Source organism: Streptomyces anthophorae, from assembly GCF_049310305.1.
Taxonomy (GTDB): Bacteria; Actinomycetota; Actinomycetes; order Streptomycetales; family Streptomycetaceae; genus Streptomyces.
Window position 1 is genome coordinate 4,216,857 of record NZ_JBLWQQ010000001.1, and the last position, 15,150, is coordinate 4,232,006.

Here is a 15,150-nt window from a genome sequence, read left to right on the forward strand (position 1 = left end):
CTCCCGCATTTCGCCGCCGCCCAGTAACGTCCCGCGCCATGAGCAACGGCATCAGCGGCCCCGGTGGCCCCCGCGACACCACCGGCACGATCAACGGCGGCATATCGTTCTGGTACGCGGACGACGGCATCCCGCTCACCCGCGACCCCCTGCCCGGCGACGCGAACGCCGACGTCGTCATCGTCGGCGGCGGCTACACGGGCCTGTGGACCGCGTACTACCTGAAGAAGGCCGCCCCGTTCCTGCGCATCACGGTCCTTGAACAGAAGTTCTGCGGCTACGGAGCCTCCGGGCGCAACGGCGGCTGGCTCTACAACGGCATCGCGGGCCGCGACCGCTACGCCAAACTCCACGGCCACGACGGAGCGGTCCGCCTCCAGCAGGCCATGAACGAGACCGTCACCGAGGTCATCGACGTCGCCCGCACCGAATCGATCGACGCCGACATCCACCACGGCGGCGTACTCGAAGTCGCCTACACCCCCGCCCAGTTGGCACGCCTCAAGGCCTTCCACGAAACGGAACTCACCTACGGCGAGAAGGACCGCACCCTGCACGGCGCCCGCGAGACGGCGGACCGCATCCGCGTCGCCGGCGCCGTCGGATCCACCTGGACCCCGCACGGCGCCCGCCTGCACCCCGTGAAACTCCTCAAGGGCCTGGCGGCGGCGGTCGAGTCCCTGGGCGTGACGATCCACGAATCAACGCCCGTCACGGAGATCAGGCCCAAACACGCGATCACGCCCTACGGCACGGTCCGCGCCCCCTACATCCTGCGCTGCACGGAGGGCTTCACCGCCTCCCTCAAGGGCCAGCGCCGCACCTGGCTCCCCATGAACTCCTCGATGATCGCGACAGAGCCGTTGTCGGCCTCGCAGTGGGAGTCGATCGGCTGGGAGGGCCGCGAAACCCTCGGCGACATGGCCCACGCCTACATGTACGCCCAGCGCACGGCGGACGACCGCATCGCCCTCGGCGGCCGCGGCGTCCCCTACCGCTACGCCTCCCGCACGGACAACGACGGCCGCACCCAGCCCAAGACCATCGAGGCGCTGTACGAGATCCTGACCCGCTTCTTCCCCCAGCTCACCGGCATCGGGATCGACCACGCCTGGTCCGGCGTCCTCGGCGTCCCCCGCGACTGGTGCGCCACCGTCACCCTGGACCGCTCGACGGGCCTCGGCTGGGCGGGCGGCTACGTCGGCTCGGGCGTCGCCACGACGAACCTGGCCGCCCGCACGCTGCGCGACCTCGTCCAACAGGACTCCGGCCAGTCAGGACCCACCGACCTCACCACGCTCCCCTGGGCCAACCACAAGGTCCGCAAGTGGGAACCGGAACCCCTGCGCTGGCTGGGCGTCCACGGCATGTACGCCACGTACTACGCGGCCGACCGCCGCGAGCTGACCACCCACTCGTCCGATTCGTCACGCCTCGCGAAGTGGGCGGACAAGATCGCGGGCCGCTAGCTCCGCGTGCACTTGGGGTACCGGTCGTCCTGGGCACACTGGTTGTAGTCGCCGAGACTGACGTCGACCTCTTCCCGGTCCCCGCTCTTCGTGCGGACCTGCAGCTCGTACTCGGTGTGACAGCTGCGGGTCCGCTTCGAGCCCTTCTTCTTCGTCTTGCACTCCCGGTCCGTGTCCTTGCTGACGACGGTCCCGCTGACACTCTTCGACGAGCTGCTGCACCCGGCCAACGGCACGGCAAGCACGGAAACAGTGACAAGAGCGGCCAGAACGCGCTTCATACGGTGATCTCCCCCGAGGACGTCACGGACAAAAAAACCCAGGTTCACTGGTCGTGACCTGGGCTTTTCCGGAGCCCCCTGTCGGATTCGAACCGACGACCTACGCATTACAAGTGCGTTGCTCTGGCCATCTGAGCTAAGGAGGCAGCCCGAGCAGTGTAACCAACGTCAGCCGCGCGTCCCTCGAAAATTTCCTCGAAGGTCGCGTGGTCCGGGGTACTGACAAACCCACCGCCCGCCGCTTAAAGTCCGAGCAGTTCACTCGCGTGGACTACACCAGTGCTTCACCGTCGTGGCACAAGCCGTGTCTCGACGGCCACCACCTTTACTCGGATCGTCCGGCACGTTCCTGCCGGTGAAGGGGGCTTCACAGCCATGGCTTCTGTCACGTTCGACAAGGCGACCCGTGTGTATCCCGGGTCCACCAAGCCCGCGGTCGACGGCCTGGACATCGAGATCGAGGACGGCGAGTTCCTCGTCCTCGTCGGCCCGTCCGGCTGCGGAAAGTCGACCTCCCTGCGGATGCTCGCGGGTCTCGAGGACGTCAACGGCGGTGCGATCCGCATCGGCGAGCGCGACGTCACGCACCTGCCGCCGAAGGACCGGGACATCGCCATGGTGTTCCAGAACTACGCGCTCTACCCGCACATGTCCGTCGCCGACAACATGGGCTTCGCGCTCAAGATCGCCGGCGTGAACAAGGCGGAGATCCGCACCAAGGTCGAAGAGGCCGCGAAGATCCTCGACCTCACGGAGTACCTGGACCGCAAGCCGAAGGCGCTCTCCGGTGGTCAGCGCCAGCGTGTGGCGATGGGCCGCGCGATCGTGCGTGAGCCGCAGGTGTTCCTCATGGACGAGCCGCTGTCGAACCTCGACGCCAAGCTCCGTGTCTCCACCCGTACGCAGATCGCGTCGCTCCAGCGCCGCCTCGGCATCACCACCGTCTACGTCACCCACGACCAGGTCGAGGCCATGACGATGGGCGACCGGGTGGCCGTGCTGAAGGACGGTCTGCTCCAGCAGGTCGACACCCCGCGCAACATGTACGACCGCCCGGCCAACCTCTTCGTCGCCGGCTTCATCGGCTCCCCGGCCATGAACCTGGTCGAGGTCCCGATCACCGACGGCGGCGTGAAGTTCGGCAACTCGGTCGTCCCGGTCAACCGTGACGCGCTGAAGGCCGCCTCCGACAAGGGCGACACCACGGTCACCGTCGGCGTCCGCCCGGAGCACTTCGACATCGTCGAGGCGAACGGCGACGCCGTGAAGTCCCTCGCCAAGGACGTCTCCGACGCCCCGGCGGGCCTCGCGGTCTCCGTGAACGTGGTCGAGGAGCTCGGCGCCGACGGCTACGTCTACGGCGCCGCAGAGGTCAATGGCGAGCACAAGGACCTGGTCGTCCGTGTGAACGGCCGCCAGGTGCCCGAGAAGGGCGCCCAGCTGCACGTCGTGCCGCGCGCCGGCGAGACCCACGTGTTCTCGACCTCCACGGGCGAGCGCCTCTCCGACTGACGGCCGCACGGCTGACGGCGGCGCAATCGGCCATGAGGGCCCCGCACTTCGGTGCGGGGCCCTCACGCATGCCCTCGCCATTGTCGACAAATACCCCGGCAACTCGGGCATTTGGCCCTGCTTCGTCAACACGTATGCAACAAAACCCCTTTGCTCGTCCCTCATCAGAGTGACCAAATGTCGCCAAATCATCACCGAGCGCTACGCTCACTCGCGTGACGCACTCTGCCAACTACACCCAGAAGTCGCGCCGAGCCCGGGGCCGGGGCCCCGCCCGCCGCGCCGCCCGTACGCTCGCCTTCGTCCTGCCGGTGATGCTGGTGCTCTCCGGGACGCTCGCGGTAACCCGAGTCAACTGGTCCGGGAGTTCCTCGGAATCGGTTCTCACGGCCTCCTCACAGGACGTCTCCAAGCGCGCGAAGTCGCGCGCCCCCCAGGACGTGCTGCGCGACCGCCTCCTCCTCGAACTCCAGGAGGACAACCCCGGCGTTGCACTCACCCACCTCCAGCAGGAGATCGACCGCCGCCCCTCGCTCGCCCGGCACTGCATGGCGATCGCGAAGGCACTCGGCCGTGCCGCCGTGGAGACGTACGGACCTGCGCGCGCGCAGTCGTTCGCCCGTCCCGTCTGCGACACCTCGTTCGCCTCGGGTGTGGCCGGCTTCCGGGCCTGAGCACCGGACCGGCCCCGAGCCGTGAACCGGTCCCGAGCCGCGCTCGACCGCCGAGCCGCTGGCGTCCCCGCGGGTCGTGCGCACGTACAGTTCCGGTCATGACGACCGCTGAACCGTCCGCGCACGGCCCGCATCCGTATGCCCACCGCCCCACCCAGGCCGTGGTCCTCGCGGGCGGTCAGGGCTCGCGGCTGCGCCCGTACACCGACGACCGGCCCAAGCCGATGGTGGAGATCCCCGGTACGGGTACGCCGATCATCGGCCATCAGCTGACCTGGCTCGCCGAGGAGGGCGTCACCGACGCCGTCGTCTCCTGCGGCCATCTCGCGGAAGTGCTCCAGGAGTGGCTCGACCAGGCGGAGTTGCCGCTGCGGGTCACCACGGTCGTCGAGAAGGAGCCGCTGGGCCGCGGCGGCGGTCTGAAGTACGCCGCCGCGCACCTGCCTCACCAGGAGCAGCCCTGGTACGCCACGAACGGCGACATCTGGACGCGGTTCTCGCTGCGCGAGATGGCCGACTTCCACCATGAGCGGGAGGCGACCGCGACGCTCGCGCTCGCCCGCCCGCGGATCCCGTGGGGCGCCGTGGAGACGGACGCGTTCGGCCACATCACCGACTTCATCGAGGCGCCGCCGTCCCCGTATCTGATCAACGCGGGCGTGTATGTCTTCTCCGCCGGGTTCGCCTCCCTGCTGCCGGACCTCGGGGACCACGAGCGCGCCACGTTCCCGCGCCTTGCCCGCGCCAAGCGGCTTGCGGGCTTCCAGTTGCCGCAGGGCGCGTACTGGCGGGCGATCGACACGGCGAAGGACCTCACGGAGGCCGCGAAGGAGCTCGCCGCGCAGGGGCGCTGAGAGCCCTTTCCGTTACGCCGCTGGGGCCCCGCACGTGATGTGTGCGGGGCCCCAGCGGCGTACGGGGAGGATGCGCGCTACTCGCCCAGGAGTCCGCCCACCAGGCCCGGCTTCTTGCTGTCCGTGCCGCCGGACGAGGTGCCGCCCGAGCTCGGCGAGCCGCCGCTGCTCGACGGCGGCTGCTGCTGTTGCGGCGCCGACTCCTGCGGCGGGGCCTGGCCCGCCGTGGTGCCCTGGGTCGGCGTCGTCGTGGTGCCGCTCGTGGCGCTCGCGCCCGCGGTCGCGCCGGCCGAGCTGGGGGAACCGGACGGGCTCGCCGTGGTGCCCTGCGTCGGCGCGTTCGAGGACGAGGCCGACGGGCTCTTGGTGTGCTGGCGCTGCGGGGAGCGGCTGCCGGGCTCGGAGGGGAGCGGGGAGCCGGGCACCTCGTTGCGGGGCGCGTCGCCGGGGCCCGGGGCGGTGACCCGGTCGGCGTCGCGGACGGCGCCGCCGAGCACGGAGCCGATGAGCAGCGTGCCGCCGATGACGAGGGTCGCGACGACGGTGCCGCGGCGCAGTACGTAATTGCGCAGGTCCCACAGTGCGGCGCGCGGTCCGAGCCGCCGCCAGGCGCCACCCGCGAGCCGTCCGTCGATGGAGTAGACGGGGGCACCGGCGATGATCAGCGGGGACCAGGCGGCGAGGTAGATGATGTCGGGCGCGTCGTAGGCGGGGACGGTCTTCCAGCTGACGGTCACGAGCAGCGCCGCGGAGAGCAGCGCGCCGATGCTCGCGGCGAGCCGCTGCCACAGTCCGAGGACCGTGAGGACACCGACGATGACCTGGAGGAAGGCAATCACGAGGCCGGCGCCGACGGGGTGCTGGAGCGCCCAGTCGCGGAGCGGTTCGGCGAGGGCCCAGGGGTGCAGCGAGTGCAGCCACTTGACCATCGAGCCGCGCTCTCCGCCGTCGAAGTAGACGGGGTCGCAGAGCTTGCCCATCCCGGCGTAGATGGAGATGAAGCCGAGGAAGACGCGCAGCGGGAGCAGTACGACGCCGAGGTTCATCCGGCGGCCCGGATAGTAGGCGTGCCGGACGGGTCCGTAGCGGCGGGCGGCGGTGCTCTCGCCGTCGGCGCCGTCGGGCGAGCCGATCCGTACGTCGAACTCGCCGTCCCCGTAAGGGACTTGTTCGAGTTCGCCGGTCTCCTCGAAGGCGCTGCCGGACTGGCGCATGCGCGGCAGGATCCGCGTGGGCTCGTCCGTCTCGCCCTGCCAGGGGCCGACGGTGGGCGTCTCCTGGGTGGACTCGGCGGGGGGCGAGTCGCGGTAGAGGCCGAGGTCGTCGGCGAAGTCGCGCTCGTCCACGCGCGGGATGACCTGCGTGGCGCCGCCGTCGTCCGGTTCGCCGGAGCGGCGTGCGCCCTGAAGGAGCCCGCTGGTGTCGAGGTCTCCGCCGTTCATGACGACGGGGCGGCGCCGCCTGGCGCCGGGCGTCCCTGCGGCGGTGATGACGGGAATGCGGGTGGTCGCCGCGTCGGCTCCGGCCACGCCCGTGGCGCTCAAGTGCCGTGAGATGCGCGGGAGTTGCGACTGCTGCGCCGTGGGGAGCCGCACGCGGAAACTCGCGTGGTTGACGATGACCTGCGCCGGATCGCACGGAACCTTCACCATGCTCAGCGCGGGACCTTCGTCGAATCCCGACGTGCGGTCACCCGAGGGTGTGCGGGGCGTTCTGGTGTCCACACTCATCTAACCGAGTGATGTGTGTTTAGGACACTGCCTCGACCCCACCGAAATGTCCGGGCCCCGTCAAGGTCGCGGAGCCCGGACTGCGGGGGCGGATCAGGCGCGGCGGCGGGCCGCCTCGTAGAGGACGACGCCCGCGGCGACGCCGGCGTTGAGCGACTCGGCGCCGCCCGGCATCGGGATGCGGACGCGGTAGTCGCAGGTCTCGCCGACGAGGCGGGACAGGCCCTTGCCCTCGCTGCCGACGACGATGACGACGGGGCCGCCGAGGGCCTCCAGGTCACCCACGGTGTGCTCGCCGTCGGCGGCGAGGCCGACCACGGCGATGCCCGCCTTCTTGTACTGCTCCAGGGCGCGGGTCAGGTTCGTGGCGCGCGCGACCGGCGTGCGCGCCGCGGTACCGGCGGACGTCTTCCACGCACCGGCCGTCATCCCGGCCGCGCGCCGCTCGGGCACGACGACGCCGTGGCCGCCGAAGGCGGAGACGGAGCGGACGACGGCGCCGAGGTTGCGCGGGTCGGTGACCCCGTCGAGCGCGACGATCAGCGGGTCCTGGCCCTCGTCGTACGCGGCGGCGGTGAGGTCCTCGGGGAACGCGTACTCGTACGGCGGGACCTGGAGGACGAGGCCCTGGTGGTTGAGGCCGTTGGTCATGCGGTCCAGCTCGGGGCGCGGGGCCTCCATGAGGTGGATCCCGCCGCGCTCACCGGCGACCTGGAGGGCCTCGCGGACCCGCTCGTCGTTGTCGATGAACTGCTGCACGTAGAGGGTCGTGGCGGGGACGCCGCCGCGCAGCGCCTCGACGACCGGGTTGCGGCCGACGACCATCTCGGCGGTGGACTTGCCGCGCGGGCCGCCGGTGCGGCTCGTCGGGCGGTTCTGGGCGCGCTTGGCCTTGGCGTTGGCGGCGCGCTGCTTGGCGTGTCCCTTGCGCATCTCGGCGGGCGGCGTGGGGCCCTTGCCCTCGAGGCCGCGGCGCCGGTTGCCACCGCTGCCTACCTGCGCGCCCTTCTTGCCGGACATGCGGCGGTTGCTGTTGGCGGCCATGACCTACCTGTCTCTTACGACTGCGTCTACGGATGTGTGCGTACGTCTATGAAGTGTGCCGCCCGGAGCGCCGGGCGGCACATTCGGCTGCTCGGCCGGGGTCAGCCGAGCGTCCAGCGGGGCCCCGAAGGGCTGTCCTCGATGCTCAGGCCGGACTGCTTGAGCCGGTCGCGGATGGCGTCGGCGGTGGCCCAGTCCTTGCGGGCGCGGGCCGCCTCGCGCTGCTCCAGGAGGAGCCGGACGAGGTGGTCGACGACGCCGTGCAGGTCCTCACCGCCGTTGTCGGACGCTCCGGCCCACTGCTCGTCGAGCGGGTCGAGGCCGAGGACGCCGAGCATGGCGCGCACCTCGGCGAGGCGGGCGACGGCGGCTTCCTTGTCGTCGGCGGCGAGGGCGGAGTTCCCCTGCCGTACGGCGGTGTGCACGATGGCGAGGGCCTGCGGGACGCCGAGGTCGTCGTCCATGGCGTCGGCGAAGGCGGGCGGCACCTCGTCGGAGGGCGCGACCGTGCCGCCGGCCAGCTCGGTCACCCGCTGCACGAAGCCCTCGATCCGCGCGAACGCCGACTCGGCCTCGCGCAGCGCGTCCTCGCTGTACTCGATGGTGGAGCGGTAGTGCGGGGTGCCCAGGTAGTAGCGGAGGACGATGGGCCGCCAGTGCTTGACCATCTCGGAGACGAGGACCGAGTTCCCGAGGGACTTCGACATCTTCTCGCCGGACATCGTGACCCAGGAGTTGTGCACCCAGTAGGTCGCGAAGTCGTCGCCGAAGGCCTTGGCCTGCGCGATCTCGTTCTCGTGGTGCGGGAAGATCAGGTCGATCCCGCCGCCGTGGATGTCGAAGGCGCTGCCCAGGTACTTGTGGGCCATCGCCGAGCACTCCAGGTGCCAGCCGGGGCGGCCCCGGCCCCACGGCGTCTCCCAGCTGGGCTCGCCGGGCTTGACGGCCTTCCACATGGCGAAGTCGCGGGGGTCGCGCTTGCCGGTGACGCCCGCCTCCGGCGGCTGCTGCAAGTTGTCGAGCTCCTGGTTGGACAGCTCCAGGTAGCCGGGGAACGACCGGACGTCGAAGTACACGTTCCCGTCGGCCTCGTACGCGTGCCCGCGCTCGATGAGCCCGCGCATCATCTCGACCATCTCGGTCACGTGGCCGGTGGCCCGCGGCTCGTAGGTCGGGGGCAGGCAACCAAGCGCGGTGTACGCGTCGTTGAACGCCCGCTCGTTCTCGTACCCGATCGACCACCAGGGCCGGTTCTGCTCCCCGGCCTTCGTGATGATCTTGTCGTCGATGTCCGTCACATTGCGCACGAACGTGACGTCGTAGCCGCGGTACGAGAACCAGCGGCGCATGATGTCGAAATTGAGCCCTGACCGGATGTGCCCGATGTGCGGGGCCGCCTGGACCGTGGCGCCACACAGGTAGATCGAGACACAGCCCGGAATGAGCGGGGTGAAGTCACGGATCTGCCGGGCGCTGGTGTCGTACAGGCGAATAGTCACCCCTCCAGGGTAGTAGGCCGGAAGGTGTGCCATGGGCCTCCGGCCTCATACCGGGTTGTCGGGCGGGGCCTGCGCCCCCGGCGGCCCCCACGGGGGTGCGGTCGCGGGGCTCCGCCCCGGGCCCCGCGCCTCAATCGCCGGCGGGGCTTGAAATGGTCAGACCCGCCCGACGACCTTCCGCGCCCGCACCCGGACGACCACCCGTTCGGCGTCCTGGCCCGACGACGGGTTGAAGTCGGCGTACGCGTACGGGTTGTCGGCCGGCTGCACCATCACCGTCACCCACCGTCACCCGCGGATCCGCCCGCAGGTTCTTCGTCTTGCGGCGGTCGACGGTCGTGGAGAACAGGACGTCGTCACCGTCCCGCTTCGCCCACACCGGGGAGACCTGGGGGCTCCCGTCGGGCTGGATGGTCGCGACAGCGATGCTGCATCCTTCAGCGGGCTCCGCCCGCGGGCCTTGCTGTCGAGCAGCGTTCAGACCCGCCCGACGACCTTCCGCGCCCGCACCCGGACCACCACCCGTTCGGCGTCCTGGCCCGACGACGGGTTGAAGTCGGCGTACTTCTTGCCCGTGTACTTCAGGGACAGCTCGTCGATGAGGTCCTGGCCGCCCTCCGTCGTGATCTCGGCGGTGCCGCGGATCTCGGCGTACGCGTACGGGTTGTCGGCCGGCTGCACCATCACCGTCACCCGCGGATCCGCCCGCAGGTTCTTCGTCTTGCGGCGGTCGACGGTCGTGGAGAACAGGACGTCGTCACCGTCCCGCTTCGCCCACACCGGGGACACCTGAGGGCTCCCGTCGGGCTGGATGGTCGCGACAGCGATGAAGACCTTGCTGTCGAGCAGTGCCTTGAGCTCGTCGGACAGCTGGGCTGACATGGCCTCACTCCTTCTCGGGGGACGGTTGGCGCGTACCCGATCCTCGGGGAACGCACCCGAGCGGGCCGGTATTTCGTCGCTCTGTTCGCACGGGTGTCACGAAACGGGTGAGCCCCGCCGCCGCCAGCGGCACCACCGCGAGCGCCGACCACAGGGCGGGCGTGGGAAGGGCGAGCAGTGCTCCCGTCCCCGCGCTCCCCGCCAGTACGGCCAGCCCCGACACGGAGGACAGCGCCCCCGTCGCGAGGCCCAGGTGCCGCTCGTCCACCAGGTCGGGGACGAGCCCGCGCGCCGCCGGGACGAGCAGCATCTGGCCGAGCGTGAGCAGCACGACCAGCGCGCAGGCCGGAAGCAGTGCGTACGGGGTGCGGTTCTGGACGTACGGGGCCGTGGCCGCGACCGCCGCGAACCCGGCCGTCACGAGCAGCAGGCCCAGGGTCAGGGCGGTCCGCGGCGCGATCCGGGCCGCGGACCAGCGGGTGACGGGCAGCTGCGCGCCGACGACGAGCAGCGAGGACAGCGCGAAGAGGAGGCCCACCGCGTCCTGCGAGCCGGTGGCGCGGGTGAGCTCGACGGGCAGCGCGAGATAGAGCTGGTTGTAGGCGATGAGATAGCCGCTGTACGCGAGGCAGAGCGCGAGGAAGCGGGGGTTCGCGAAGACGGTGCGGGCCCCCCGCATGCGCCGGGTGCGCACCGGCTCGCGGCGTGGCATCAGGCGCGCGTGCCCGGCGAGCACCCCCACGAAGACGAGCGCGCCCGCCAGGCACGCCGCCCGGAACCCGGCGTACAGCAGCGCGGTGCCGAGCAGCGGCCCGAGGAACGCGCCGGCCTGCCCGGCCGCCGAGAAGACGCCGAGCACCTGGGCGCGCGGGACGCCGGTGGCGTGCTCGTGGCGGACGGCCTCGCGGGCGGCCTCCGATTCGACGGCCGGCGAGAACAGCGCGGCGGCGAACCCGACGAGCACGACCGCGGCGACGACCGTGGCCGTGCTGCCCGCGAAGGCGAGCCACACGAACCCGGCGATCCGCAGCAGACACCCGGCCAGCACGACGGGCCGCGGCCCGAACCGGTCGGTGAGCGCGCCCCCGACCACGAAGAGTCCCTGCTGGCTGAAGGTCCGCAGCCCGAGCACCAGCCCGACGGCCCAGCCCGCGAGCCCGATGGTGTCGGCGAGGTGGGTGGCCAGGTAGGGCAGCACGGCGTAGAAGCCGACGTTGAAGGCGAGCTGGGTCCCGGCGAGGAGCCGGAGGTACCCCGGCAGCCCCCGCAGCACCGTCGTTGCGCCCCCGGGGCTCCGCCCCGGACCCCGCTGGCTCTCGTACGAAAGGCGGGCTTGAAATATCCAGCCCCGCCGGCAGGTCGGTATTTTCAAGCCCCGCCGGCGTTTGAGGCGCGGGGTCCGGGGCGGAGCCCCGCGGCCGGTCACCGTCGCCGCCCGAGGGTCCCGGACGAGGCCAGGACCACGATCGCGCCCACGCCGGCCAGGCCCACCGCGGGGGCGAGGACCGCCCACGGCGCCCGTTCCGCGTACGGCAGGTTCTCCATCAGCAGCCGCCCCCACTCGGGCGCGGGCGGCTGCGTACCGAGCCCGAGGAAACCCAGGGACGCGAGCGCCAGGGTCGTCGGAGCGAGCCGCAGCAGCGCGTGCCGCCCCACCGTCGGCACGACCGCGCTCAGCACGTGCCGCCGCAGCACCTGCCACCGTCCCGCGCCGGTGGCGACCGCCGCCTCGACGTACCCGGCCCCGCGCTCCGCCTCCGCGACGGCCGCCGTGTGCGCGGCGAGCGGCGCCCACCCGACCGCCGCGACGGCGACCGCGGCCCCCGCGACGCCCGCCCCGAACAGGCCGGTGACCAGGAGCCCCGCCAGGATCGCGGGCATCGCGTTCGCCACCTCCGTGAGCCCGGCCGCCCACCGCACGAGGCCGAGCCCGACGCCCACCACGAAGCACACCGCGCAGACCACCGCCGCCACCGCGAGCGTGCGCAGCGCCCCGTGCCCGAGCCGGGCGAGGACGTCGCGGCCGAGCGCGTCGGTGCCGAAGGGGTGTGTTCCGGAGGGCCCGGAGAGGCGGGCGGCAAGGTCGACGTGGAGCGGGTCGCGGGTCAGCCCCCAGACGATGACGGCGAGCAGCACGGCGACCAGCACCCCGGCGACGCAGAGCCGCCCGCGCCCGCCCGCGCGCACCGGCGCGAGCCCCGGCAGCGCGCCCGCTTCGAGCGCGGGGCCGAGCAGCCGGCGCCGCACGCGCCCGACGAGCACCGCCGCGACCACGCCCAGCGCGAGCAGCACCAGCAGGCAGCCCTGGAGCAGCGGCAGGTCGAGGTCGAGCGCGGCCGCGACGGCCGTGCCGCCGAGCCCCGGAATCGCGAAGACCGCCTCCACGGCGGCCGCCGCCCCGGTGAGCCCGACCACCGTGAGCCCCGCCTGCGGCAGCACCGCGGGCAGCGCGCGCCGCGCCGCGTGCCGGGCGATCCGCGAGCGCGGCATGCCGTTCGCCCGCGCGGTGCGCACCCACGGTTCGGCGAACGCGGCGGGCAGCGCGTCCTGGGCGAGCCGCCCGAGCACGGCCCCCGCCGGGATGCCGAGGGCGAGCGCGGGAAGGACTGCGGAGGCGGGCGAGGCCCAGCCCTGTGCCGGGAACCAGCCGAGGTGCACGGCGAACAGCGTGGCGAGGACGGAGGCCAGCAGGAATTCGGGGAGCGCGGCGAGGATCCCCGCACCCACCCCGCGCGCGGGTTCGGGCCGCGCGCGCCGGAGCGTCGGCAGGCACAGCACCACCGCGAGGACCACCGCGACCACCATCGCGTACGCCATGAGGGACACGGACACCCAGAACGCGGAACCCACGTCGGAGGCGACGTCGGCGCCGGTCACCCACGACGTGCCGAGATCCCCGTGCGCGAGCCCTCGCACCCACTGCCCGAGGAATGTGAACGGCCCCTGGTCCAGGCCGAGTTGGGCACGCACCTCCGCGAGCTGCTTCGGCGTCGTGGGCGCGTCGCCGTAACGCGCGTGCAGCACGGTGAGCGCGGGGTCGGTGCGGGTCAGCCACGGCAGCAGCGCGGTGAGCACGAGGAGCCCGGCGGCGGCGCCCGCCCGGCCCACCGTCACGGACAGGCGATCGGCGGCACGGTTCATCGGGCGCGCGTCTCCAGACCGACGAACTGTCGCTCATAGGGGTCGAGGACGACCCCGCGCACCCCGGCGCCGACGCCCTGCACATGCTGTTCGTGGACGATCGGCACGGCCGCGTCGGTACCGAGGATCGCGGCCTCCGCGCGCAGCGTGGCCCGGTGCCGCGCCGCCCCTTCGAGCCCGGCGGCCTCCCGCACGGCGGAGTCGACCCGGCCGTCCCTCAGCTGCGAGATGTTGAAACTGCCCCCGCTGGTGAAGTCGGAGGCGAAATACGAGACCGGGTCGCCGGTGTCGAGCGCGGTGGACCGGGACATCAGGAACGCGTCGTACTCCCCGTCCAGCGCGCCCGATTCGAGGCGCGCGTAGTCCTTCACGACGAGCCGCACAGCGAACCCGGCCCGCCGCAGCTGCTGCTGGAGCGCGGCGGCGACCTCGGGCAGCTCGGCCCGGTTGGTGTACGTGGCGAGGGTGAGCGCCTGCCCGTGCGGCTTCGCCGCCTTCGCCCGGCCCTCGACGGGCAGCCGCTTCCCGTCGGCCCAGGCGAAACCGGGGCCGAGCAGGCCCGCGCCGCGCGTGGCGTACCCCTCGTACACGCTGTGCGCGAGCGCGGAGGTGTCGACGGACTCGCGCACGGCGGCGCGCAGTCCCGCGTCCGCGAGCGGCCCGGTCCGGGTGTTGAGGTACAGGGTCGTGGTGCGCACGGTGGCGACCTGCCGCGCCCGGTCGCCGAGGACGAGCGCCTGCGCGGCGGGCACGAACTCGGCGATCTCGATCTGGCCCGAACGCAGCGCGTTGGCGCGGGCGTTGTTGTCGGCGACGAAGGTGACGTCGAGGCCGCGCGCCGCGGCCTTCCCGCGCCAGTGCCCGTCGAACCGGTCGAGCGTCGCGGACACGGCCCCGTTCACCTTCGTCAGCGCGAACGGCCCGGTGGCGGTCCCGACCGGGTCGACGCCGTCGCCCTTCCCGTCCTTGCCGTACGCGGCCGGGGAGAAGATCGCGAGCGACGGGTTGGCGAGCCGTGCGGGCAGCAGCGGGTCGGCGGTGCCGGTGGTGATCCGCACGGTCCGCTCCCCCGCGGTGCGCGCGGTGAGCCGCATGTCGCTGAGCACGCGCGGCTGCGTCTTCGCCCGCCTGGCCCGCGTCAGCGCCCGCACGACGGCCTCCGCGGTGACCCGCCCGCCGTCCTGGAACCGGGCCTCGCGCAGCGTGAACTCCCAGGTGGTGGCGGAGGTCCGAGCCCACTTCTCGGCGAGCGCGGGGTGCACGACGCCTTCGGTGTCCATACGGGTGAGCCCGTCGACGACGGCGAGCCGGCTGAGCAGCAGGCCGTCGTCGCTGTACGGGGAGAGTCCCTGGGTGGGCGCGAAGGCGAGGTCGACGGCGATCCGGCCGCGCCGCGCGGTCCCGGTGAACGAGCCGCAGGCGGACGTCAGCCCGATCCCGGCCGCCGCCAGCAGGAAGCCGCGGCGCCGCATCAGCCGACGGGCGCGTACGCGGGAACCGGCGCGGGCAGCGGCAGCTCGAAGTGCACGATGCCCTGGCCGCCGCCCGGCAACTCCCGCTCGTCGCACACCTCTTGGGCGATCGAGCGCCAGAAGGGCTCGGCGCCCGGCACGGCGGGATCGGTGTGCAGGTACACGGCTTCGTACCCGCCGACCCCGGCCACGAAGGCGGTCAGCTCCCGCACGAGGTCGCGCGCGAGCCCGTTCCTGCGGTGCTCGGGGCGTACGTAGATCCGGCACAGCTGGGCGGTGGACCCGGAGGGGAAGCGGTCGGCGACCCACTGCGGGTTGGGCGGCGCGGCGGGCCCGCGGTCGCGGACGGCGCCGGTCGCGACGATCCCGCCGCTCTCCCGGTGCTCGGCGACGAGCAGGACGCACCGCTCGGGGCGCAGGTAATGGGCGACCGGGTCGATGATGTCGGCGTGCCAGCGCGGCACGTACCCGGAGCGCAGGTCGCGGTACACGGTGTCCAGCATGACGGCGCGGGCCTCGTCCACGTCGCCGTCCCCGGCCACGCGGATCACGTATTCACCCATCGCCTGCCTTCACCACGAGCGGACCCACT

13 protein-coding genes, 1 tRNA gene and 1 pseudogene are annotated in these 15,150 nt (G+C 72.5%); 4 read left to right on the forward strand and 11 right to left on the reverse strand.

Going from position 1 to position 15,150, the window contains the following annotated elements:
* The first annotated feature begins 38 nt into the window (after positions 1–38).
* Positions 39–1,469, forward strand: coding sequence for an NAD(P)/FAD-dependent oxidoreductase (locus ACNYS0_RS18915; protein ID WP_422475149.1), 1,431 nt, complete (start codon positions 39–41; stop codon positions 1,467–1,469).
* On the opposite strand, the gene ACNYS0_RS18920 is transcribed toward ACNYS0_RS18915, so the two are convergent.
* On the reverse strand, positions 1,466–1,750 hold the full coding sequence (locus ACNYS0_RS18920; protein WP_422475151.1) for a hypothetical protein: 285 nt from the start codon (positions 1,748–1,750) through the stop codon (positions 1,466–1,468). The genes ACNYS0_RS18915 and ACNYS0_RS18920 overlap by 4 nt on opposite strands.
* A gap of 72 nt (positions 1,751–1,822) precedes the next feature.
* Positions 1,823–1,896, reverse strand: a tRNA-Thr gene (locus ACNYS0_RS18925).
* Between the two features lie 229 nt (positions 1,897–2,125).
* On the opposite strand from ACNYS0_RS18925, the gene ACNYS0_RS18930 reads away from it, so the two are divergent.
* The 3 genes from ACNYS0_RS18930 (at position 2,126) to ACNYS0_RS18940 (ending at position 4,790) form a co-directional block, all read left to right on the forward strand.
* The gene (locus tag ACNYS0_RS18930; protein ID WP_422408629.1) at positions 2,126–3,262 is read left to right on the forward strand and encodes an ABC transporter ATP-binding protein; all 1,137 of its coding nucleotides are present in this window, start codon (positions 2,126–2,128) and stop codon (positions 3,260–3,262) included.
* Between the two features lie 215 nt (positions 3,263–3,477).
* Positions 3,478–3,936 (forward strand): hypothetical protein, encoded by a 459-nt coding sequence (locus ACNYS0_RS18935; RefSeq protein WP_399234097.1) that lies wholly within the window; start codon positions 3,478–3,480, stop codon positions 3,934–3,936.
* Between the two features lie 98 nt (positions 3,937–4,034).
* A complete protein-coding gene (locus tag ACNYS0_RS18940) occupies positions 4,035–4,790 on the forward strand; it encodes a nucleotidyltransferase family protein (RefSeq protein WP_422475153.1) in 756 nt (251 codons plus the stop codon).
* Positions 4,791–4,867: 77 nt separating this feature from the next.
* Here the strand turns inward: ACNYS0_RS18940 and ACNYS0_RS18945 are convergent, their stop codons facing one another.
* The 9 genes and pseudogenes from ACNYS0_RS18945 to ACNYS0_RS18985 form a co-directional block, all read right to left on the reverse strand.
* Entirely contained in the window at positions 4,868–6,514 is a 1,647-nt protein-coding gene (locus ACNYS0_RS18945) for a DoxX family protein (RefSeq protein ID WP_422482722.1), read from the reverse strand.
* Positions 6,515–6,613: 99 nt separating this feature from the next.
* Positions 6,614–7,564: a 23S rRNA (guanosine(2251)-2'-O)-methyltransferase RlmB gene (rlmB, locus tag ACNYS0_RS18950; RefSeq protein ID WP_422475155.1), complete on the reverse strand. Its 951-nt coding sequence runs from the start codon at positions 7,562–7,564 to the stop codon at positions 6,614–6,616.
* Between the two features lie 101 nt (positions 7,565–7,665).
* Positions 7,666–9,063, reverse strand: coding sequence for a cysteine--tRNA ligase (cysS, locus tag ACNYS0_RS18955; protein WP_422475157.1), 1,398 nt, complete (start codon positions 9,061–9,063; stop codon positions 7,666–7,668).
* Between the two features lie 156 nt (positions 9,064–9,219).
* Positions 9,220–9,544: pseudogene (locus ACNYS0_RS18960) on the reverse strand (pyridoxamine 5'-phosphate oxidase family protein).
* Positions 9,541–9,945 (reverse strand): PPOX class F420-dependent oxidoreductase, encoded by a 405-nt coding sequence (locus ACNYS0_RS18965; RefSeq protein WP_422475159.1) that lies wholly within the window; start codon positions 9,943–9,945, stop codon positions 9,541–9,543. Before ACNYS0_RS18965 ends, ACNYS0_RS18960 begins: the two are co-directional and overlap by 4 nt.
* 4 nt (positions 9,946–9,949) lie before the next feature.
* Positions 9,950–11,218, reverse strand: a complete 1,269-nt coding sequence (locus ACNYS0_RS18970) for an MFS transporter (RefSeq protein WP_422475161.1) — start codon at positions 11,216–11,218, stop codon at positions 9,950–9,952.
* A gap of 149 nt (positions 11,219–11,367) precedes the next feature.
* Positions 11,368–13,086 carry an ABC transporter permease subunit gene (locus tag ACNYS0_RS18975; RefSeq protein WP_422475163.1) on the reverse strand — a complete coding sequence of 573 codons (1,719 nt, stop codon included), beginning with the start codon at positions 13,084–13,086 and terminating at the stop codon, positions 11,368–11,370.
* Positions 13,083–14,558: an ABC transporter substrate-binding protein gene (locus tag ACNYS0_RS18980; RefSeq protein WP_422475165.1), complete on the reverse strand. Its 1,476-nt coding sequence runs from the start codon at positions 14,556–14,558 to the stop codon at positions 13,083–13,085. Before ACNYS0_RS18980 ends, ACNYS0_RS18975 begins: the two co-directional genes overlap by 4 nt.
* Positions 14,558–15,121 (reverse strand): GNAT family N-acetyltransferase, encoded by a 564-nt coding sequence (locus tag ACNYS0_RS18985; protein WP_422475167.1) that lies wholly within the window; start codon positions 15,119–15,121, stop codon positions 14,558–14,560. The genes ACNYS0_RS18980 and ACNYS0_RS18985 overlap by 1 nt, the downstream gene beginning before the upstream one ends.
* Positions 15,122–15,150 lie beyond the last annotated feature (29 nt).

Coding starts and splice junctions, on each gene's coding strand:
- ACNYS0_RS18915 (WP_422475149.1), top strand. CDS start 39: ATGAGCAACGGCATCAGCGGCCCCGGTGGCCCCCGCGACACCACCGGC.
- ACNYS0_RS18920 (WP_422475151.1), bottom strand. CDS start 1,750: ATGAAGCGCGTTCTGGCCGCTCTTGTCACTGTTTCCGTGCTTGCCGTG.
- ACNYS0_RS18930 (WP_422408629.1), top strand. CDS start 2,126: ATGGCTTCTGTCACGTTCGACAAGGCGACCCGTGTGTATCCCGGGTCC.
- ACNYS0_RS18940 (WP_422475153.1), top strand. CDS start 4,035: ATGACGACCGCTGAACCGTCCGCGCACGGCCCGCATCCGTATGCCCAC.
- rlmB (WP_422475155.1), bottom strand. CDS start 7,564: ATGGCCGCCAACAGCAACCGCCGCATGTCCGGCAAGAAGGGCGCGCAG.
- ACNYS0_RS18965 (WP_422475159.1), bottom strand. CDS start 9,945: ATGTCAGCCCAGCTGTCCGACGAGCTCAAGGCACTGCTCGACAGCAAG.
- ACNYS0_RS18975 (WP_422475163.1), bottom strand. CDS start 13,086: ATGAACCGTGCCGCCGATCGCCTGTCCGTGACGGTGGGCCGGGCGGGC.
- ACNYS0_RS18980 (WP_422475165.1), bottom strand. CDS start 14,558: ATGCGGCGCCGCGGCTTCCTGCTGGCGGCGGCCGGGATCGGGCTGACG.
- ACNYS0_RS18985 (WP_422475167.1), bottom strand. CDS start 15,121: ATGGGTGAATACGTGATCCGCGTGGCCGGGGACGGCGACGTGGACGAG.